13 protein-coding genes are annotated in these 22,181 nt (G+C 55.9%); 3 read left to right on the top strand and 10 right to left on the bottom strand.

Annotation, left to right across the window (positions count from 1 at the left end; genetic code table 11):
* Window positions 1–28: 28 nt before the first annotated feature.
* The 4 genes from RBB77_RS21910 to RBB77_RS21895 all read right to left on the bottom strand — a co-directional run bounded on the left by RBB77_RS21910 (window position 29) and on the right by RBB77_RS21895 (window position 6,938).
* Window positions 29–2,197 carry a beta strand repeat-containing protein gene (locus RBB77_RS21910; protein WP_353063828.1) on the bottom strand — a complete coding sequence of 723 codons (2,169 nt, stop codon included), beginning with the start codon at window positions 2,195–2,197 and terminating at the stop codon, window positions 29–31.
* On the bottom strand, window positions 2,197–2,667 hold the full coding sequence (locus tag RBB77_RS21905) for a hypothetical protein (RefSeq protein WP_353063827.1): 471 nt from the start codon (window positions 2,665–2,667) through the stop codon (window positions 2,197–2,199). Before RBB77_RS21905 ends, RBB77_RS21910 begins: the two co-directional genes overlap by 1 nt.
* A 167-nt stretch (window positions 2,668–2,834) precedes the next feature.
* The gene (locus tag RBB77_RS21900) at window positions 2,835–3,878 is read right to left on the bottom strand and encodes a hypothetical protein (RefSeq protein ID WP_353063826.1); all 1,044 of its coding nucleotides are present in this window, start codon (window positions 3,876–3,878) and stop codon (window positions 2,835–2,837) included.
* Between the two features lie 87 nt (window positions 3,879–3,965).
* Window positions 3,966–6,938 carry a ligand-binding sensor domain-containing protein gene (locus tag RBB77_RS21895; protein ID WP_353063825.1) on the bottom strand — a complete coding sequence of 991 codons (2,973 nt, stop codon included), beginning with the start codon at window positions 6,936–6,938 and terminating at the stop codon, window positions 3,966–3,968.
* Window positions 6,939–7,107: 169 nt separating this feature from the next.
* Here RBB77_RS21895 and RBB77_RS21890 point away from each other — a divergent pair, with 169 nt between their 5' ends.
* Window positions 7,108–7,752 (top strand): response regulator transcription factor, encoded by a 645-nt coding sequence (locus RBB77_RS21890; protein ID WP_353063824.1) that lies wholly within the window; start codon window positions 7,108–7,110, stop codon window positions 7,750–7,752.
* 450 nt (window positions 7,753–8,202) lie between these two features.
* Here the strand turns inward: RBB77_RS21890 and RBB77_RS21885 are convergent, their stop codons facing one another.
* Window positions 8,203–8,874 (bottom strand): hypothetical protein, encoded by a 672-nt coding sequence (locus tag RBB77_RS21885; protein WP_353063823.1) that lies wholly within the window; start codon window positions 8,872–8,874, stop codon window positions 8,203–8,205.
* Between the two features lie 358 nt (window positions 8,875–9,232).
* On the opposite strand from RBB77_RS21885, the gene RBB77_RS21880 reads away from it, so the two are divergent.
* A complete protein-coding gene (locus tag RBB77_RS21880; protein ID WP_353063822.1) occupies window positions 9,233–9,829 on the top strand; it encodes a sigma-70 family RNA polymerase sigma factor in 597 nt (198 codons plus the stop codon).
* The gene (locus RBB77_RS21875; protein WP_353063821.1) at window positions 9,795–12,983 is read left to right on the top strand and encodes a protein kinase domain-containing protein; all 3,189 of its coding nucleotides are present in this window, start codon (window positions 9,795–9,797) and stop codon (window positions 12,981–12,983) included. The genes RBB77_RS21880 and RBB77_RS21875 overlap by 35 nt, the downstream gene beginning before the upstream one ends.
* Window positions 12,984–14,266: 1,283 nt before the next feature.
* Here the strand turns inward: RBB77_RS21875 and RBB77_RS21870 are convergent.
* From RBB77_RS21870 to RBB77_RS21850, 5 genes are all read right to left on the bottom strand, one after another.
* Entirely contained in the window at window positions 14,267–15,418 is a 1,152-nt protein-coding gene (locus RBB77_RS21870; RefSeq protein ID WP_353063820.1) for a TRAFs-binding domain-containing protein, read from the bottom strand.
* Window positions 15,419–15,912: 494 nt separating this feature from the next.
* The gene (locus RBB77_RS21865; RefSeq protein ID WP_353063819.1) at window positions 15,913–17,898 is read right to left on the bottom strand and encodes an nSTAND1 domain-containing NTPase; all 1,986 of its coding nucleotides are present in this window, start codon (window positions 17,896–17,898) and stop codon (window positions 15,913–15,915) included.
* Window positions 17,895–19,214 (bottom strand): toll/interleukin-1 receptor domain-containing protein, encoded by a 1,320-nt coding sequence (locus RBB77_RS21860; RefSeq protein WP_353063818.1) that lies wholly within the window; start codon window positions 19,212–19,214, stop codon window positions 17,895–17,897. The genes RBB77_RS21865 and RBB77_RS21860 overlap by 4 nt, the downstream gene beginning before the upstream one ends.
* A 471-nt stretch (window positions 19,215–19,685) precedes the next feature.
* Complete coding sequence (locus RBB77_RS21855) at window positions 19,686–20,354, bottom strand: hypothetical protein (RefSeq protein ID WP_353063817.1); 669 nt, start codon at window positions 20,352–20,354, stop codon at window positions 19,686–19,688.
* Window positions 20,347–21,699: a TRAFs-binding domain-containing protein gene (locus RBB77_RS21850; RefSeq protein WP_353063816.1), complete on the bottom strand. Its 1,353-nt coding sequence runs from the start codon at window positions 21,697–21,699 to the stop codon at window positions 20,347–20,349. Before RBB77_RS21850 ends, RBB77_RS21855 begins: the two co-directional genes overlap by 8 nt.
* Window positions 21,700–22,181: the final 482 nt, after the last annotated feature.

Here is a 22,181-nt window from a genome sequence, read left to right as displayed (position 1 = left end):
ACTGCTGCGTTTACTGTTGCTGTTGCTGCTACTGCTGGGGTTGGACGGAGCTTTCCATGACGAGAAGGCCCTGTGCGTTTTCATCAAGTTCGATGGCGAGAAGCCTGTTCGAGTCGATGGGGTAGTAGCCGAACTGACCAGCCTGTCCTGTGGTATAGGAGTTGAGGCCTGTCACGCTGAGGTTGCCGGTGGACGGGCTGTTGACCTGACCGGAGAGGGTTGCGTTGCTGTAGGTGTCGAACGGCGAGAAGTTAGGTGGATTTGCATCCTGCGACGTGTAGTCGGTGAAACCGGTGATGGCGTTGGAATTGATTGCCACAGGACCGGCGGCGCCGTAAGGAAGGGTGATGACCTCGCCATTATTGAGCACCGGTCCGTAGAGGGAGCCCTGCACTGCGAGAGCATAGTTCCCCTGGTAGGTTGGGGTCGCTGTCTGTTGATAGGCCGATCCGCTGGTTTGCTGCACACCGTCGACGCCCATGATCATTGCGTTACCGCTACCGTCGAGATACATGATGAAGGTCAAGGTGATGTTCGAGAGATTCGAAGGGATTACATTGGTGATGGCGACGCGTCCTGTGGAGCTGACCTGATAGTTCGCACCCGAGAAGCTATTGGGCGTGACGTTCTCAAGATCGTTGAAGGCGAGTTGTCCTGAGGCTGTGTTGCCTGCGCCGAAGACGAAGGAGCCGCCGAGAATCAGGGAGCCGACTGAGTCCGATCCGATGCTGCCGTCCACGTAAGTGGATCCGGAGACGGAGGCGGTGCTGAAGTTGTTGGCGTTGCTGCCCTGAGCCAGGGCCGTGCCGCCCATATCGGCGTTTAGACCGTCTCCCTGACTTTCGATGATCTGGATGGTGTGACCATCGACGATGTACGCGCTCAGGGCGATGGTTGGCACGTTCGAAGCCGTGCTCGGAGTAAGGTTGACAGTGACTCGTCCGTAGGCGTCAGGAGCGCTGACGGATCCGGAGGAGAAGGTCTGCTGGGTGAGAACGGTGCCGTCTGCGTCGGCAATATCGAAGACGCTGTTCGATGTGGAGAGAGTGGCGCCGGTGAAGTTGAGAACACCGCCGAAGGATATCTGATTGTTGTCGGAGGAGTCGTCGTTGCCGTTCATCGAGAAGGCGAATCCGCCGGAGGGTGTGGCTGCGGTGGTTTGCAGATCGAGAGAGCCGGTTGCAGCGGCAGCCGCGTCGAACTCGGAGATCAGCATTCTGGTGTTCGAGACGAAGGTGCCGTGAATCGTCTCCATGCCATTGACGCCGATCTGTGTATTGGCGGTGGCGAGAACAATCTGGATGTTGTTTCCGCTTCCGGTCGAGATAATGCTTGACTGTGCGGGAACGAGTGCATCGCTCGAGCCGATGTTGGGATCGGAGAAGTCCTGCTCACCGCCAGTGATGGCGCCGCTTTTGACGTTGAAGGCAGCAACGAGGAAGTAGGGGCCGTTGAGGTCCTGCCCGGACACATGGAGAACGTAGTTGCCGTCGGCGAGGACGGACGTGGAGCTGCTGGTGATGGTGACGGTCGCCGAGGCCGACTTGGTTTTATCTGTAACGGAGGTTGCGGTCACGGTGACGGTCGCGGGTGAAGGAACGGTGCTGGGGGCCGTGTAGGTGGTGGCCGCGTTGCTCGCGGTGGTGGTGGGGTTGAAGCTGCCGCACGAGGTGCTGCCGCAGGTCACGGTCCAGGTCACGCCGGCGTTCTTCGAGTCGTTGGTCACGATAGCGGCGATGCTGGTGGTTGCATTGATCGCGAGCGATGATGGAGGCTGCGAGGCGAACGCTACGCTGATGGCCGCGCCGGAGGAGGTGATCGTCACGGTTGCGGGGGCAGACTTGGTGTTGTCGGCGACGGAGGTCGCGGTGATGGTTACCGTTGCGGGTGAGGGAACGGTGGAGGGTGCGGTGTAGGTCGTGGTCTGACCGTTGCCGGTAGATGAGGGCGAGATGGAACCGCAGGAGGAACCGCCGCAGCTTACCGTCCAGGAGACGCCAGCGCCCGTGCTGTCGTTGGTGACCTGAGCTACGAGACCTGTGGTGGCGCCTGTGGCCAGCGAGCTGGGGGGCGCGGTGAGGAACGAGACTGAGATGGGACCGCTGGGCGGGTTCGAGCTGGAACCACCGCTGCACCCAACTACCAGGAAGGCGAGAACGCACGCCAATAGGGCTCCGTAGAATTTGCGCAAAGCCATTAGTTGCCTCCATTCTGAAGCGTCTGTGTGTGCACGCGGGTGCCGGTGCGCTCGTGAATCAGAGATCCGTGATCGTTGCGAATCGCGATCGTCTTGCCGCCAACGACGATCTGTTTGGCGACGAGGAGCTTCTGACCATCAACATCCTGGATCTGTCCGGATGCCTGCATCGAAGATCCAGGTACAACCACGTCTTGCAATGCCTTCTTTTGATAGCTGCCGAGAAGGACCAGAACCTTTCCCTGAGGTGTCGCAAGCGAGGCGCAGGACCCGGCGGAGCAACGGCTCGAAGTGGTTGAGCCCGGCTTCTGGATAATGCCGGTGATGGTTGTGAGAGTCGCGGCGGTGTTCCAGCCAACGAAGGTCTTACCCGACGGGCTTGCTGTGGCCCCGGTCTGGGCATTGAGTTCCTGATTCTCCATGCTGCAGAGCAGCGCTATGGAGAACACAAAAAATAGCATCATTTTCATCGTCCCTATCCTTGGTCGCGCCTTCAATAAATTCGGCATCAGGGGCGCGAAATTTGCGTTTTGATGACCTGGTCCAAGAGTAGGGCGAAGCAAAGACGAGAAAAATAGAGGACGTTACACAGGCGTCTGTGTGGTTCTACACAGACGCGAGCGGGGGATGAAAGGGGTTATCGAGACCCGGTCGCAGGCAGGAAGACGAACTTCCGAATCACAATCTCTTCCGGCTCAGGATTTGCCGCGTCTTTGTGGTGGAAGTCGTAGAGATCGATGTGAACCTTTTCGTTGGCGGCCGGTGGGATATCGGAGGTGAATGTATGCTGCGCGATCGTCTTTCCGTTGTCGGCTGACGGTCCGCTTACGGTTTTGAAGCTGACACGATCCGGCTGCCACGTGAAGGCGTGAGTCAGCGGACCCGAGGGGACATCGAAGCGAGAGAGATTGTCCGGGGCATAGAACGGCTGGATGACATACTGGGCGTTGTGGCCGCTTGCAATACCCCATCGGCTGAATTCCATATCCAGCTCGTTGCGGAAGTTGGTCGATTGTTCGTCGTCCCAGAGGAACATGCCCAGGACCGCGGACGGTTTGAGATGCGTACTGTCTTCGGTGGAGAAGATGTAGGTTCCGTAGCCCAGGCTCTTGTCGAGCATGAGTTCGGCGCAGGCCCAGTGTCCGTCGTGGTTGGCCATGCGGAGATGGAGATTTGCATCTCCATCGGTCCAGACGTTGGCCGCATCGTAGGCGTAGGGTTGCCCGCCATGATCGCTGACGCCTGTCTGCACGATCCAGTCGTATCCACTGAAATGAACTTTTGATCTCGACGTGACATAGCCTGATCGTCCCTTGACGACTGTGACCGCGAGGACACCGTTTCCGACCTCGGGGAGGGACATGATCTTCGCTGCAGGATGATATCCCGATTGAACGAGGAGCGCTGCATACTCGGAACCGAGATGGGTTGTGTTTTTCCAGGAGAGGTCGGGCTGAATTTTGGTGTAAGGCTGGTCAGTAAGGGGCTGGAGCCACCAAACGCCGCTGTGCGCATAAAGGACGATCTCGGTGTCGGGAGCGGTATCGCTGATGCGTCCGGCGATCTGCATCATCTGCGAAGGGCCGCCGACTGAGGCGGGAGGCACCATGGAGATATGAACCGTTAGAGTCCTGCTGTGGTTCAGCTTGCAGCCCACCAAAGTCGAAAGTGCGATCGCCAACACAATGCATCCTTGGATGCGAAGGGCCGACGCGCGATGTCGCTCTATCCGATGCCTCATTGCTGATTCACCAAAGCATAGTTGCTGCTACTTCGATCCTTTCCCGGCGAGCGGGATTTCGACGGTCATCACCGTTCCGTGATTTGCTGTTGAACGGATGCGAAAACTGCCACCGAGAGATCTAGCTCGCTCCTCCATGCCGGTGAGTCCGAAGCCGTTCCCGCTTCCTTCGGATCGGCTTCCGGCACTGAAGCCGATTCCATTATCGCGTACGGACAAGACGAGATGTTCGACGTCGCGAAGGACGGTGACCTCGGCTTCGGATGCGCCGGAGTGTTTCATCACGTTATTGAGCGACTCCTGAACGATGCGATAGAAGTTGATGCGCAGCGCGTCCGGGACAGCGTCGTCGATGTTGTCGACGGTGGCATTGATTTTGATTCCGGAGGCGGAGGAGACGGTACGAATTAGTGTTTCCACCGCTTTTGTGAGTCCTAGCCGGTCAAGTTGGAGCGGGCGCAGATTGTACGAGATTTCGCGTGTCTCCTGAATTGCGAGCGCGGCTTCAGCGCCGATCTCCTGCACGGTTTCGGCGATGGCGGCTGAGCCTTTTGCCTGAGCTCGCAAGCTCAACTGGGCAAGATTGCTGATGATGATCAGGCGCTGTCCGAGGCTGTCGTGAAGCTCGGCGGCGATGCGCTGACGTTCGCTCTCCTGAGATGAGATGAGCTGGCGGGAGAAGATGTGCTGCGCGGCCTGGGCCTGTTGCAGCCGGGAGATTCGGTAGTAGAGTATGAGGCTGACCAGGGCCGCCGCAGCCAGAACTTCGAGTGCAATGAACCACCATCGGAGATAGAAAGGAGCGAGAATGGTGATCTCCATGCTTTGCCCGTTCGTGTTCCAGATGCCGTCGCTGTTATCGGCGATGACGTGGAAGGTATAGGAGCCTGGGGGCAGGTGCGTGTAATACGCGGTGCGCCGGGAGCCGGCGTCGATCCAATTGGAATCGAGTCCCTCCATCTGATAGCGGAAACGAATCTGATCGGAACGGATAAAGCTGAGCGCGGTGTATTCGATCTCGAGATTCTGCTTGTCTGGGGGAATCTGAAGCCCGCCGTTGAGCGGAACGGGAAGATGGTCCACCAATGCGGTTTCGATGACAACGGGTGGCGGATGGGGATTGGTACTGACGAGATCCGGATCGACGACGGCTGCGCCGTCCTGTGTGGGAAACCAAAGGGTGCCGTCCTGGGCTTTGATGCCAGCCGGCCACATGCCGCCGTTGCATTCCACGTTCAACATGCCATCGACTTTTCCATAGGCGACGGAGTTGATCGACGAACGTTTTCCGTCGGCAAATTCGTTCAGATCCTGTTTGGCGATTCGATAGATTCCGCGATTGCTGCTCATCCAGAGATTTTCTCTTTTGTCTTCGAGGATCTGAAAGACGCCGTCGTCGAAGAGGCCGTTGCGCTGGGTGTAGCGCACGAACTTTCCATCCTTGTATCGGCCAAGCCCACCGTCGTAGCCGCCGATCCAGAGGACACCGTCGTGATCTTCATAAAGGGCGCGGATGCTGTTGCCGGGCAGGCCATCGCGCTCCGTCCAATGCGTGAACTGGCCATCGTGAATGCGAGTGAGGCCACCGTAACCGCCTGCCCAAATGTCTCCGGAGGCACTCTGAATAATGACGCGCACGTCGTTTGAAGCCAGCCCATCTTGCTGCGTCAGGGTTTTGGCAGGGCCGTTGCGATAAGCCACCAGGCCATTTGTAGTTCCCAGCCAGAGAGTGCCTCCTTTGTCTTCGAAAATCGCGAGGACGGTTGAATCGACGGGAAGAGGCACATCCGGTTTGTGAAACTCTCCGTTGCGAAAGACCGCGAGGCCACCGTGCGTTCCGACCCACAGGTTTCCTTCGCGATCGCCGCCGAGGGCGCTTACGAGCCGTCCGGGAAGACCGTTTTCGGTGGTATAGTTGGTAAATTTTCCGTCCTGAAAGCGACTTAGACCAGAGGACCAGGCTCCCAGCCAGATGGCTCCGGAGGGCTCTTGGTAGACGGGGAAGATGTCCTGATCGATGATGCCCTCAGCTTTGCTGTAGACATGGATTACCTGCTCGCGCAGTTGATGCACGCCGTCGCCTTCGGTTCCAACCCAGACATTGCCCTCTTTATCTTCGAGGAAGCGAGTGTATTCGATCGTAGTTGGCTTTCCCGAGGAGACCAAGTCGAGCGAGAGCACGAGGTGCTGGCCAACGTGCGCGGTCCAGAGGTTTCCGTGGGCGTCGCGATAGGTGATTGCGAGAGGGGCTTTCGGATTGACTGTCTGTATCTCGGTCTTTCCTGCTTGGATGAAGCATTGTTTGCCGTCATAGGTTTCAATCCAGATATTTCTGCCACCGTCGATACCGACGTCCCATATGGCGTTGCGCGAAAGCCATGCCGGCAAAGGGTATTCGACGAGTTTGCCCTCGGCGAAGATGTAGAGCGTGGAGGCTTGCTTGGCCCAGAAGCCTGTGTTCTCCCATCGAAGCGGTTGATAACCGACTTTGACTTCGGCTGGGGTCTGGTCGACGAACTCTGATGATTTGCTCTTCCACTTCAGGATGGAGTTTTGAGACAGAACCCATAGGTTGCCATATTTGTCTAAGGCTGTTCCTCGAATTGTGTCTTCAGGGATACCATCTTCCGGGCCATAGGTGTGGAAGGTGCCCTTGTGGTATCGAGTGAGTGAGCCGCTTTCGAGAGTAAGCCAAAGATCGCCGTTATTATCTTTAACCATCGAGCCAAAACGATTCGAGTTGATGCCGGGCGTGTTGCCTTTGTTGAATACGGTGAAGCGGACGCCATCGAAACGTGCGAGGCCGTTGAGCGTGGCGACCCAGAGATAGCCGTCCTCGGTCTGTGCGATGCCTCGGATTACATTTTGAGGAAGGCCGTCTTCCACCGTCCAGGTCTTCATGCGGTATTGCGTTGCGAGTGCTACCCCGGTCAGAATCGCGAACGACAGCAATGTGACGCTGAGTCGAAAGATCCGATGATTATGCGGGGGCGCAGACATGAAGTACGTATCGAAATTATGCAGCGAGCGAACGATTGAGAACAGCTTTTAAATAACGGGATTTTCGGGCAGGCGGCCAAGCGAAAAGTTCTGAGGGAAATCTACGGTAGAATTTGCGCTGAGATCGCAGCGACCCGAATACGCTATTTGAAATCTAACGAGGCTATTTATGGACGCGAAGGTGCGTATTGTCCTCTCGGACGATCATCCCGTAGTCCGCAAAGGTTTGAAGCTCAGTATCGAGGAAGATGAGTCATTCGACGTCATCGGCGAGGCTGGTGACGGGGAGGCGGCGTGGAGTCTGGTCCAAAAGCTCGATCCGGACCTGGCGCTTCTCGACGTGGAGATGCCGAAGATGAGCGGGCTTGAGGTTGCAGGCAAGATTCGAGAGGCCGGACTCAGGACGCGCATCATCTTTCTTTCGTTTCATAAAGACGAGGACATTCTGCGGGCTGCTCTGAAGGCGGGCGGCAATGGTTATCTGCTCAAAGACAGTGCGATCCAGGAGATTCCTGCGGCGATTCGCGCTGTTCTTGCTGGCGAACAGTATCTCAGCACTGCCATCGCGCTACAGCTTTTGCAGTCTAAGCAGGAGCCGCGTGAGCCGTTGCTGGCAAATTTGACACCTGCGGAACAGCGAATTCTCAGCCTGATTTCGGAGGGGTTGTCGAGTAAAGAGATCGGGGCGGAGCTTTCAATTCACTATCGCACCGTTGAGAATCACAGAACGAACATCTGCCGAAAATTGAATATTGAAGGCGCCAATGCTCTACTGCGCTTTGCGGTTCAAAATAAGCGCATCATCGCGGGTTGATCTTCCCAAGTCAACAAATTTAAATCCCTTGACATCAAAAAGTTCTCATTCGCCGAGAGCAGGCCGAGCCGCTCATCGAGCGCCGAGAAGAAGACTTTTGGTATATGTGAAACCCAACACCGTTTGGCCCTAGACGGAATAACGAGAATATAACGCTCGTAACCGTTACTGACGAGAAGTGCGTTTATCAGGACTAATTTGCCGAACTGTTCCTAAATCAAGTTCAATGAGTGGATTGGTCTGTACACAACAATTGAGATCTCGGTCGCAAGAAGTTTTCGGAAGTGTGGCCGACTTGGGCTCAAGCACTTTAAGTGATGATGGTCAGCCCTTCTTCTTTGCGCAGAACTGCGCTGGACGAGAAAAAAGCGACGCACGGACAGCATACGTATTGCATCCCTCCAGGGATAAGTATGCTGTCCCTGCATGCCTTCCTCAGAAGGCAGCCTGCTACGGAATCGGAATCCCAACCGCAGCCGAGCTGACCTTCGTCAACAACCACTTTCCGTTGATCTTTTTGGCTTCACCGCTAAGGTATACGTGGCTCTTTGCCGTCCAAAACGGCTGGCCAGTGGCCGGATTCGATGACACGTCGAAGTAATGGCATTCGAAATACACCGATGACTTCCATTGGCTGTCACCGTCCTTTACAGGAACATACTTCGTTTTGTACACCGGGGAAAGCGACACCCACCTATTGGCTGGCTGCAACCCGCCGGCAACATACTTGAAGAACGTGCACAGCGTGCCCTGTTTCCCGGCGGCGGATGTGTCGCCCGAGGGTGTAGGGCAAGTTGCGGGATCCTCCGGATCGCCGTTGCCGATGTAATTTCCTGCCGTGGCAGTACTGCCGATAACGGTGAGTTCGGCGTCTTTGGACCAGATCGCGAGTATGTCGCGGGTTCGCTGAATTATCACTGCAGGCGAATCGCCGTTCACGGGATCGTGGACGCTGATTGACGCATGAAAGGTTGCATGAAGCTGTTCCAGTTCCGTCTTTTGGGCCAGTCGTTCGTAATCGTCCCACCAACCATCTGCATGGGCGACTCCTATCGCCGCGATAATTCCGACAGCGAGCAGTGCCAAAAGACGTGCGTACTTCTTCCTGAATGTCGATTTCATGTCCGTCTCCCTCCGATTTTGCGGCGCGATTGTCGTTCTAACCGCGCCTGGTTGTTGGTCGTCACTCCATTTGCGAAAATCGCAGCCGGAACCTGTAAGTGGGCGGTTTTCCTCTTCGGCGGTTGTTATCTCTTTTCCTGGTACGTGACCTGTGGTTCCGTTTGTTGGAATAGTCCCGTTTTCAGCGCTGCCGTCGTGCCTGAAGGTGCGGCTTTACTTACTAACGCGACACCTGCAGGAAAACGTGATCATCAGGAAGTGAGAAAGTGCAAAGATCGTGAATTGCAGATAAAATCCCGACCATCAGGATTGCAATAACTGTTGTTTTTTGTACCGGCTACGATTGGAGGTTGGCGACGTGGTCCAGGAACCCGACGTGACGGCCCTTCTAATCGAAGCAGCGAACGGGAACCAGGCCGCTCAGGAAAAGCTTGTTCCTTTGGTCTATGACCAGCTTAAAAGGCTGGCCAGCGGGTACATGCGGCGCGAGCGGTCGGGGCATACCCTGCAGACCACAGCTCTGGTTCATGAAGCTTATCTCAAACTGGTTGGCCAGCATTCTCCCCACTGGCAGAACCGCGCCCAGTTCTATGGGACTGCTGCCCAACTGATGAGGCGCATTCTGATCGACCATGCCCGCCGCCACCTGCGGGAGAAACGTGGCGGAACCCAAGTGATCCTGCCCCTGGAAGAAGCATTGGCTTTTACCCCGGAACATTCCGAAGATTTATTGAGATTGGACGAAGCTCTCGACCGTCTATCGAAGCTCGATCCGCGCCAAAGCCGCATCGTTGAATTGCGCTTCTTTGGAGGCCTGAGTGTCGAGGAAACCTCCAGCTTTCTGAACGTCTCCCCGATCACGGTCAAGCGGGATTGGGCTGTAGCGAAGGTCTGGCTGTACGGCGAATTGAGGCCTGACAATGGGAATGACGGCAAAACAGTGGGAACTCGTTAAAGACCTGTACCAGAGTGCGCTGGAATGCAGCCCCGCGCAGCGGGCCTCTTTTCTCAAACAAAACGAGCGCGACGAAGTGGTCCGCGACGAAGTGCATCGGTTGCTTGGCATGCACCCTCGTTTGGGAAGCTTCTTATCCAGCCCGGCCTTTGTTGACCCTCGGCGCGCCCCCGCAAATCCGCTGGAACGACTCGCACCCGGTGCAGTGTTAGCGAAGCGGTACCGCATCGTCAGTTTCATCGCTGCCGGAGGTATGGGTGAGGTCTACAAAGCCGAAGATTTGCTGCTCGACCGAATGGTTGCGCTGAAACTGTTGCCAAAGGAACTAGCGGAAGATAGGGACTCGCTGCAGCAGTTTCTGCGCGAAGCGAAAACTGCTTCTGCTTTGAATCACGCAAGCATCTGCAGGGTGTATGACTTTGGAGAAGATGCCGCGAGGGCATTCATCGCGATGGAGTACCTGGAGGGCGAGACACTTTCAGCGCGCATCCAGAGGGGCAGGCTCTCGACGGTCGAGGTCCTGAAGATCGCGATCGCGGTTGCGGATGCACTCGCCACGGCACACCGTAAAGGCATCGTCCATCTCGACCTTAAACCGGGCAACATCATGCTCACCGAAAGCGGGGCAATCTTGCTCGATTTCGGGCTGGCAAAGTACGAACGCCCCATCTTGTTTGTGGAAGAGAACCTGGCAGGCCTTACCGCTGACGTCCAGGTAGTTGGCACGCTGCCGTACATGTCTCCTGAGCAGTTGCACGGTCAACCGGTGGACGCCCGTAGCGACATATTTGCGTTTGGCTCAGTTCTATACGAGATGTTCACGGGAGAGAAAGCATTTCCGCGCAAGCCCACGAGGGAAACATTGATAGCAGTCGAGCGGGAGGAGCCCAGTCCGCTGGACCAATTCGTAGAAGATGTCCCGAATAAAGATGTCCCGAATGCACTGGACCGAATCATTCGTTGCTGTTTACACAAGCGCCCCGAAGATCGCTATGCAAGCATGATGGAGGTTGAGCAAGAGCTCAAAAATTGCGCCGAACTGATTTCAGCGAATGCCATTGGCCTTAACCCGAGAGTGCTCTTCCGGCAAAGCAGGCAGCCCCGCGTCGCAATTCCCGCGCTGATTATCCTCATAGCCTTCATGAGCATCATTGGCTGGGGGATTCACCACAGTTCCAAAGTCAGATGGGCCAGGGAGCAGGCCTTACCGCAGATCGGCAAACTCATCGAACGGGGCCAACCTGGCGAAGCCTATGCGCTTGCTGTTCAGGCCGAGCGATACATTCCGGCTGACCCAACCCTGGCCAGATTCTGGCCCGATATTTCCTGGTCCGATTCCATCATCACCAGCCCTCCGGGGGCGTCGGTCTACCGCAGGAACTACAACGCGCCGAACGCCCAATGGGAATTTGCCGGTCTCTCGCCCATCCTGAAAGGGAGATTTCCCGCTGTGGATTCGAGTTGGAAATTCGAATTGCACGGATATACGACGCTCGAACGCGCTACCTTCCCGTCCGGTCCAATTACGGTGGCGCTGCATAGCGATGGGCAGGCTAACAGAGGAATGGTTCCTGTTGAGCTCGACCAGGAATCAGTGGAGGGCGACCCTTTCGCCCAGTGGGGGATTGTAGGCATTGCAGGCTTTCAGGCCTTGCCTACAGTCCGGATTGGAAAATACTGGATCGATAAGTTCGAGGTCACCAATCGCGAGTTCAAACACTTTGTGGACCAGGGCGGTTACAAGAAGCAGGAGTATTGGGAACACGAATTCCGAAAGGATGGACGCGTCCTTTCGTGGACCAACGCGATGAAACTCTTTGTCGATAAAACGAGCAGGCCAGGACCTTCCACCTGGACACGAGGCGAATATCCGCAGGGTGAGGGCGAATTTCCTGTCACCGGTGTGAGCTGGTTCGAGGCTGAAGCATATGCTGAATTTGTAGGCAAGTCGCTCCCGACCATTTATCACTGGGCTGCTGCTGCATCCCCGACGGACAGCTCCAGCCTGATACCCGCCAGCAACTTCAGTAGCAAGGGGCCTTCGCCGGTCGGCGCTTACCACGGCATGAGCTGGAGCGGCGCTTACGATATGGCAGGCAACGCGAAGGAGTGGTGCGCAAACGAAGCGACGTCGGGCAGGCATTACATCATGGGCGGCGCCTGGGACGAACCTACTTATATGTTCAACTATCCCGACGCTCGTTCACCCTTCGAGCGGTCCCGTGGATTTGGTTTTCGTTGCGCGGAATATGAGTCGACTGGTAGGGACGCCGAAGCAGCAGGAGCTCCGATCACGGTCCAATTGCGAGATTTCGGCTCAGAAAAACCTGTTTCCGATCAACTCTTCCGGGCATACAAGAACGAATATTCTTATGACAAGACGCCGTTGCATCCGAAGGTGGAGTCTGTGGAACAGGCCGAAGATTGGAGGGTGGAAAAGGTCTCATTCGACGCGGCTTACGGCGGCGAGCGAGTCACCGCGTATTTGTTTCTGCCCAGAGGAGCGTCACCGCCTTTTCAAGTCGTCGTGTACTTTCCCGGCGGTGCCGCCGCTCACATGCGATCGAGCGCAGAAGGGATCCAGATCTCTCTTTCAGACTTCGATTTCATTGTAAAAAGTGGACGAGCGGTCCTATTCCCTATCTACAAAGGGACGTTTGAACGCGGCAGCGGACTTAAGCCCATCTACTTCCCAAACACCAGCAGTACTTATCGAGACAACGTCATTTTTTGGTCCAAGGATCTTAGCCGGTCGGTCGACTACCTTGAGACACGCCCGGATGTCAATCCCAACGCGTTGGCCTACGAGGGTGACAGTTGGGGAGCAGCGATAGGGGGGCTCCTCCCCGCTGTTGAAACTCGCTTCAAGGCATTAGTTCTTATAACACCAGGACTCTGGTTACAACAGCCATTGCCGGAGGTGGATCAAGTCAACTTCGCTCCACATGTGAAGACACCTGTTCTAATGCTCAATGGCCGTTTCGATTTCATCTACCCGCCCAAAATCTCTCAAGAGCCCATGTTCCGTCTGCTGGGAACGCCCTCAGAACAAAAGCGCCGCGTGGTCTACGACACGGCACACGACGTACCGCGAACTGAGATGATAAGGGAATCGCTCAACTGGCTCGACAAATATCTGGGATCCGTGAGATAGGACAGCGAGTTTAGGGACACCCTCAATCGGTACAGTGACGGAGATAACGTGCGGTTTCCCTTGACGTGAGGGAGGTACAGGTTGTTCCTGTCTTCTTGCCAAGTGCGCCGGCGTCAGGCTGCGTGTGCTCCAGCGTTCTAATCTTCGCGAAGGGGCGACAACTGAATCTGTGGACCATTCGATGCCTATCAGGCTTCGCGCAAGAACGGTGGTGCCTCTGTCCGAGAACATGCCTTTCACCGGACTCGAAGAACGCTCGGTAAGTGACTCACAAATCAACAGCGGGTTTCGACAGGTAACGCGCCCATTGGCGTCCCATGACGAAGAATAGGGTGCTGGCTCTGGTATCAGAGAACCTTAATCTTCCCAGCACGCTTCATTAGATTCCCTGATACCCATGGATTAATTCCCTGTTATTTGTACTACTGCTAATGCGTGGTAACGAGTAAATGCCAGTCACTCAAGCCAATACAACCGCTGCGAGTTCAATTAGCCTCGCCACAAGCCCCCGAACTCCCTGTATTCATCCCTGTTAACGGGAATTCGGCTGGAGAGCGGTTCGCTGTAGACTGCGTCCACCGCCATTTTATCTATCGGGTCTCAGAGTAGCGATTCGCTACGGTAGAGACTAGAGGAAATCCCCGTAAAATTGAGTTTTCTTTAGCGAGCTTCATCTCGGGAGAGAGTTGCGGTCCGAGCCGACTGGCCTGCGTGGGCAAATTTCTCCGGACTTGTCGGCTGGAGAAATTATTGGGCGATTTTGCATCGCGGCTGGGAGCAGCTGGCAGAGAGGTTGCTGTTCGCAGGGTCTTGCCGACACGCGATGATTCAATTTGAGCCGGCCAATCTACACGTGTCTGCGCCTGGCGCAAGGGCCACCCTCACCGGTAGTATCTCCGCAAAAACGATAACCTTGCCGCCGACCTCGACATGCCAGGCTAATGCAGGGGCTGCCCGTGAAAAACACGCACGGCAGAGGCAGCAAGATCGCCGCTGCGAAATACAGCCACGTGGGTTGCGCTCGCTACCACATTGTGGGGCTGGATCTTATAGCCGCCTGCTTCTCCAGGCACGAGCGGCTCGCTGAGATACCGATATGCACCGTGTTTGTCTCCGAAGAGATCAGATGCAACTGTCGTTGAGGGGATGAAATCATTTCCCGGCGGCCTATAGATCGGTAAGGCCGTCGGTGAGTGAAGAGAAATTCGACGCGCTGCCACACTTAAGAGGGGATCGCGCGACAGCTTCGCGGGAGCATGCGCGAGATGCTGTTTCTGATCTTTCTAAGACTTCGGCTCTGCCACCGAGACCTTTTCCAGTTGAGCAACAATGTCCAGAAGTTCAGTACGGCGAGGCTCCTCCCATAGCTGAGCGGCTGTTCGGCAATCATCGAGCGTGGTATCGAGTTTCCAGACTGCGGGTCCGTCTTCCCTGACCTGATCGGCGAGCTCATGGGCTTTTTCGACGTCTCCGGCGTCAAACGCTGCGCCGAGGTACGTGGGATTCAGCCATTCATCATTTGAGTTGCGTGCGCGAGCGCGCTCGCTTGCGACGAGTGTAATAGACGCAGAGATGCGCGCTCTATCTTCGTCGCCCTTGCGACCCCGAGTGCGATACAACCGAGCCAGGTTCGACGACGGATAGTAATCGTTCAGATCCAGTCTCATTCCGTTCTCGTACTCGGTTATTGCACGGCTAAGATCTGCAGGATCTTTAGTGATATTCTTCCACTTCTGCTTGTAGCGTCCACCAAGCAGACCGCGACGTTCAGATGTGTCACCGCTGGTTCCGATGAGCTCCTTGAGGGCACCGATCGCGTCATCATGATTACCGGATTTGGAAAGCACGAGCGCACGCTGTTCTTTTACAAGAGGCGAGTTTTTGAGATCTGCGGGCAGTTCGTCGAGGAACTCCAGGGTAGTTTTCCAATCGGTGCAGTCACGCAGCGTGTAAAGCAATTCGATGGCTACAGCTTTCTGGATCGGACCGCGGGTGTAGTAACGGTCGCGAAGCTGAAGAGCGCGTGTGCGGCGCTGATCGCCAGTCGCAGAACGTGCTGCAATGATTTCCGCCTGGAAATTGGAGAGTTCCTCAAGGCTTTTCTTCAAGGATGTAGCGCGGAGCGGGTCGAATTCGGGGAATTTGGGAAACACCTGGTAAAAGGGCGAGTCGCCCGCTGCCATGACGGGAATTGCAGTTTGAACGATCTTGATGATCTCGGCGGCGGTTTCGTCGGAAATCGATTCGAGCGGCAATGGATAGCGAATCTGCCGCATTTGGTCGATATCAAAGAGCGCCTTCGACCATGTAGCTGCAGTCATAATGCAGCCTTGCTTTTGCGCAGCATGCCGGATGCCGACTTCGTAGTAGACATTGCCGTTGGGTATGGAAACATCGGCGAGCACGAGATCGGAGATCGCAAGGCGTTCGATCATCTCGTTGATGATGAGTGCGCCGATATCCTCATTGGCACGGACGGGCTCGTAGCCGGCTTGCTGGATGGCGGGGCGGAGCGCTGCTTCCCAGAGACGATCGAAGTTGACCTTGTCGGGCGCTCCACTTCCCGCTGGAGCACCGGTGGGTTTGGTGCTGTACGGCATAACCATGAAGCAGATGGGTGCCATAATGACCTCGGCAACAGATTCTACTCTTCAGACCTGACAGCCGTGTTCACACAGTGGAGATCCTCACACTGTCATCCCGCGCGACTTCGCTTCATGCACGAAGTGAACCGTAATGTCGTCGGGTCCGCGCGAGATTCCGTTCCATATCACTGGAGCTTCGGCAGACACGCCGTTCTGGGGCGCCAGTTGCTGACCGTGATCGAGGAGCTTGAGATTGGTTTCTAAGTCCCTACCCGGCCTACGGGAAGTTTTGAGATCTCGACTCGGCCGTCTTCCAAGTCGACTAGCGGAATTGACCGATAGAGTCACTTGCTTCCGCTTCCGTTCGCTAGCCAAACCTCAAAGTGATTTTGGCGTACCTTTGTGCTGTCCTCGTAGCCCGGCAGATATTTTGGCGCAATAGGTGCAGCTCCGGCGCTCTTCAGAAGGTCAACGATTTTCTGCGCCTCGGGCTCATCGGCTCTTCGGTAATAGCGAACGTCGGTCTTCGTTAGCCCGGCCGCAACAGGAACATACTGGATCCCCAAAACAAGCACGCCTCCCGCGATCAAACGATCTCTTATCTGGTTTGCATAAGCGCGATCGTCCTGGTTGACGATCTGAATGAACACCCGCGGCAGAAGCGTCGACGCCGATTGCGAGTCCACGGCCGTCTGGACATCCTTATTGCTGACACTAGACAGCACCTGCAGGGAAGCCGCAAATTTGGCGGCGTTATCCCGAGCGCTCTGCAGCGCTTGCTCCGATACCGTTTTCTCCTGCTGGGCAATTTTCTGGGAATAGATTGCGTCATCCCTGGCGGTCTTCGCCTGACGCTGTGCGATTATAGCCCACGTCGCGGTCAATACCGCAGCCAGAGTCAGCACGACAAATCCTACGATGGCGATGCGGAGACGCCGCAGATCCCTCCGATCCCGCTCCTGCCTCTCATGTGCCTGGACCCGCTCGAGTTCGAGACGTTGCTCCTCTCTTGCTTTGAGGAGGGTCTGCTTCTCTTCCTCCTGGACCTGGAGCATGGCGAAGCGCTCTTTTTCGGCGACTTCGCGCTGGCGGCGGCCGTCACGGCTGGCGCGGACGACACCTACCAGCAAGTCGTGCGTCAGTTCCAGACGTTGCGAGCCCCCGCGATCTTCGCGACGCACCAGCCTACGCTCTACCAGAGCGTCGATCGATGGCTGAGTGACTCCAGGGATGTTTAAGGCATTTTCGAGCGCCGCGTTATCGCGATACCCGGAGACCGTAAGCAAGTGATCTTCAATGAATAACCTCACCTCCGGGGGTAAATCGGCTGTGCTCCGCTCGTAGAAATCGGCGAGCACCAGCTCCTGATTTCCCTGTAGCAGGCCAGCGGTAATCTTAGGCTCCGCGAGCTTGCGGCGGTGGTTATTCAGCTCGCGGCATACGACGCTCAGCAGCGCGGGTTCGATCTCGAGCTGTGCGAGCGGGTGCTCGCGCGTGTCGGCTGCAACGAAGCGAACCACCTGCTCGGCCACATCTGGGTCGATCAAATGATGTGCATGGTTGACTGCCAGCAACGCCGCTTCACCATTCATGCGCCGGAGCCTCATACGATGGAGCGCGACGGTCGGCATGCGCGGGCGAAGGGTTTCGAGATCGGGCAGGAAGTCCTCGCGGATTCCCAGGAGGATCTCATAATAATGCCGTCCGAAGTCAAAGGCTTTCGCTTCTTCGGGATGCTCATCTAGCCATGCCTTCAATCGGGCCGGCGGACGGCACTCGGCGAGATCGGACAGTTGTTCGATCAATGCGTTGGTTGCTGTCGAGCGCTGTGCGTCGAGGCAACCGAGGGTGAATATCTCCTCGAACTGATCGAATACAAGAAGTGGCATGACGGGGCGGTTGCGAGCATTCCAGAAGTTGTTCGCGTCGCGGTGAAAGAACTCCCAGAGTGTCTCGCCGTTCGTGGGGGGTGGCGCTTCAATCTGGTGGGCAGCGGCTTCACGGGTGATCGCGGTAAGGATTTGCGCGACCAGATCGGGACGCTTCGAAGAAAAGTCGAGGCGAATGTAAACCGGAAAGATATTTTCCTGCCTCAATTCAGGAAAGAGGCCGGCCTGCAATAATGATGACTTGCCCAGGCCAGAGAGGCCAAAGAGCACGGTGAGCCGCTCGCGCAGGACGAGGCGCAACAGTTCTTCGGTCTCACTTTGCCGGCCCTGGAAATAGCCCTGGTCGCTTTCGCGGAAGGCCAGAAGTCCGGGCCACGGGTTGTCCGCGTTGACGGTCGTGCCGGCGGCCATTGCCGGTATCGTATTCTGGTCAACGCTCATGCAGTCCCCAACCGTGTAAGCTGGCGCTTGCGGTAGAGCAGCTTGATGCGATCGACAAAATCGGTTGTGGGCTGACCACCGGGCAATGACGTAGCCTGAATCGTTCTAAATTTCGCAGGCAGTGCCGGATGATCGATCGCTGTACCGTCAATCACCACGGGGAGCAAAAAAGCTTCTTCGCTAGAGAAAGACGCCATTTGAGCCTCCTCCAGGGCGAGATTCCACTCGACCCGGAAGAAACGGCGGTCAGGCGTCAGAGTCTGCTGCGATATTACGGGGACGAAAAGCGAGCACTGATGGATGCTGCGGCGCAGTTTGCCTTCCCACTCATTGCCCGGCTGCAACTGGTCCTTGTCAAAGAATACGTCCACTCCCGCTTCCTCAAGCGCGGCCTTGAGCTTTTCCACTGCTGACCAGTCTCCGCTGGCATAGCTCAGGAAGACGGCACCTGGCTCCAGATCGTGCGGCAGGGCGAAGGCGGAACTTTGTTGGCTATCGCCCCGTCCCGTGTCTGAATGACTCTCCGTCCAACGCTGATGCAGCTCGTTGATGAAGGCGATCGGGTCGGCCTCGCGGAAGATCTGTGTCGCGCTGCTGAAGCGTTCCAGAAAAAGAACCAGATCTCCGTCGTTACTGACGGTGTCGTCGGCAACATAGTCGGTCTTGTCATCGGCGGAAAGACGCTGGTGTTTTGACATGCGCATGAGGAAGCTGGTCAGCCATCCGGATAACCGGGTCCCGAGCACCAAAAGGCTGCGGCTGCCCAGTTCATGGAAGAGCTGCGCAGGCCGCCGCGTCTCCGACTGAAGCGAGTGGAAGAACTCGATTAGATCTTCCTGGGTTACAGCGTAGGCCGGGGTGGCCGAGATTTTACCCATCAGTTGGTAGACCACCGGCTCGCCAAAGCCCGCGAAGTCTCCGGGAAGATCCTGCACCTCGTTTGGAGAGTGCGTAAACCCCCGGGTCTTCTGGTTGCCTCCGAAACGTGTCTGGTTGAGCGCGCGGGTCAGGAAAGAGTCAAACGTAGTAGACACGAAGAGCTGGAGCGGACGAATAGCGGCGAGTTGAAGCAGTGGCACCGGAACCGGCAAGGATTCGGTTTCCGCGGCAACCGTCTTCAGTGCGGCGTAAATCTGTTGCCAGGGCTTTCCCTTACTCAAATAACGGCAGGCGACCTCGTTCAGTTCGGCACCTTGAGGAAGGCCATCGGTACTCACCTTCAGGTAGGCAGCGAGGCGGTCAGCGAGGAAGGGATAGAGAAGCTTGTGCCCCGTCGACTCCGGTAAGGTCAGCAGGTCTTGGCCGACCACGGGCACAACCTTTCCTTCCTCGATGAGTTGGATCAACTGATCCCAGAATATGCTCGGCTCGGCGATGAAAACTCTCCTTCCAAGTAATCTGAAGCAAGAACCATTAGCGTCCTGTGTAGTCTTGGCTATTGTGCGCTCCCTCGCATCAGGTCACAAGCGGTTCTTCGTCCTAGTTCGACGCTACGCCCAACGCGGCGGGCGGGCCATCCCTAAAGCTAATCTCAGCCTGATCCGCTCACTTGACGATAATCGGTCGATGTACTCATCGAAAAGCCCGGCAGGCCTGACGAATCGAGGCCGCTTCCGCACCACTTCCAAGGCCGTCGAGAAGTGGTTTACCGCAATTCGCCGTTCACTCCTTAACATGTTGGTGGCTGAAATTCGATGATGAAGATGAAAATGTTCCGAAGTCGTCATAGGCGGGGCTGGATAGTCGCGCCCGATCGTAGCTCGAGACTGCCCACTGCGCAAGTAGACCTAAATCAGAAATTTTCTTACGGCTGCTTCGATGTCCGTCTCCGGATTGTCCCAGTCAAAGGGCTCTTGAATTAGCCCGCTTAGGTCTGCCCGCCCCTTATCGAAAGATTTCTCAACGAGGAAAAGGACCTGGCGGTTTGTCGCTCGCATCCATCCCCACTCCATCGTGACATTCGGGTTCAACTCACTTGTATGCTGGCTTTCGACAATTGCAATGCCCTTCCCGCAAGCCAGCAGGTAAAATTCCACGTTTTTCCAGAGCAACGGGTTGTAGTTTTTGTCTGACGCCAAGTGAGATCTATAACCGCAGCCGTCAATAGCTACCCTCACCGCCTGAATCACCCTTCTAAGCTGGTCATCAATGGGCGACGCGTTCCCAGGGAATTTGGTCATGACAAAAACAGACTTCTCGAACGGAGAAGTCTGGTGGAAATGAGTCAAATCATTGAAGTGCTCAACTTTATGTGGAGGAAACTGTACCAACCCATGAAGAAGACTTTCCTGATATTCGCGCAGTTTCAGAATCTGCTGCTGGGCCAGTTTGTCCTGTTCGTCCTTCATCGCCTGGGGAAGATTTGTCTGTAGAAGATCACGTCGGTCGTTCTCCACTTTCAACATTCGCGTCATCAATTGGTTTAACAGGTCGAGTGTAGAGGGAAGATCATGCATTGCGTTCCTCCACTGCCGACTGCCACTTGATCAGTTTCATCAGCCTTTGCAGCTGGGAACGATCGTCCTCTGTCATGGAACGACCGTACTGCGCCAACTGGATTGCGGTGGAGGCGAACATCCATTCAGTCGTATGTTGCGATATCATTCGTTCAACGAGCGCAAAAGCTTCGGCCCAGTTCCGGGATATGGTCGCAAGTTCAAGTGCCGCCGCCAATGTCCAAAAGTCCGCACGTTCGTCTTGGAGTGGAGAAACTAGCGCACGCCGCACGAGAGGCACGAAGGTGCCGAGTAAAGCTCTTGCCTCCTCACCCCCATGAATGGCTAGCAAACTCACCAGATTGATGCCCAGGTAAAAATCAGATGGTTGCTTTTCAAACCCGGAGCGATAAGAAGTCACCGCCGAGGCTAGGTCATCAGGATTTCCACTACTCTCATACCGGCCCTTGTAGATGCTGCCAAGAATTCCATAAGTCTCGCTGTCTCCACCTGTCCGTTCGATAAGTTGAGTCATCAAATGGATGGCTCTTGCTTGATCTGAGTCTCCTCCACGCCTGTTGAGCGCGAGTGCCATCATCTGCTGCACTTGTGGCATTTCCCGCATGCTTACTGGGAGTTCATCAGCAAATCGAATTAGGTCATCCCACGCCGAGTTCTCACGATAGCGTCTCAGAATGTCTATAACCGCTGCGGGGTCGACGTCTTCGGTATTCCTGACTACTTCTTCAGCTTGCTTGATTTCTAGACTTGCATCTGAAGTACGTGAGCGGGATCCCACTGGTCTCCGTGCCTTAGCAGGATAAATTCCCCTCTTCCGCTGAACGCTACTTAGTTCCTCAGGCAAGTCAACATGAAGCTGGGGAAAAAACTCGTAGATTGGGCTGTCACTGCCGCGGCGCCCGATGCCTTGGCGAATGGCGGATGACAAATCTCGCCTAAACTGCTCGGCGTGATATCCAGTGACTCGTCCCGCGTCGTCTGTGCGGTAGATCAGGGCTCTAGCGTAAGTGATATCGAATGGCAGTTGCGAGCCGCTCTCCATAACAAGCAACGTGGTTCCACTCCGCAACGCATGACGGAGTCCTAGTTCGTACATCACGTTCGGATCGGCTGTCGTCACGTCGGCTAGAAAGACTTCGCTCGCGATTATCCGCTCCAGAACAGCTTTGTGGATCATGCCGACGCCACTCAACTCATTTGCGCGTATCACTTCATATCCGGCATCGAGTGCTGCAGGGCGTAATACTTCTGCATAGATCTGATCAAAGTCGGTCATGATTTGAGAACTCAGGCTGGTCTTGCGGCCGAACGGAATCGCGACGTAACACGTTTTTACTTGTTCCACGTCAACTCCCCTTTTTCAATTCACTCGACAACTTTTCCAAGAAGATCGCCCTTTTCATCTCTAATTTCTATGCCCCACCACTATCTGAAGCGGCTGACGCCTCATTACAACATGGCGGACTACCTTAAACCAGCTCCGGGCGACGGTCCGACCAACCCTCTCCTGGTTGATGATGCAAGGGTCGGTAGCTAACCCGGACCTATAAGTGCCAAAACTACCGTCGACCGCTTAATCTCCTCGAGCAGTCGTTGTTGCAACATCTCCCGCTGAAATTCCAGACCGATCCATAAAAATGCACTCGGGCCCATTATCGCGCGCAAACGGGAGTAGAGGCCCAGGGCTGCTTGCAGAGAGTCAGTTCGCCGATAGCTAATAAACACCAGAGCTTCGGGTGCTGACGCGGGTTCTGCTTACGCTACCGGAGAACCTGTTTGTCGAGTACTCGGTTGCCAGATAGACGGGCGTGAATTTGCGCGGTTTGC

Origin of the sequence: Tunturibacter psychrotolerans (assembly GCF_040359615.1) — a bacterium.
GTDB lineage: Bacteria > Acidobacteriota > Terriglobia > Terriglobales > Acidobacteriaceae > Edaphobacter > Edaphobacter psychrotolerans.
Note: the sequence above shows the minus strand (reverse complement) of the source record. Positions and strands in the feature narration are given on the sequence as shown.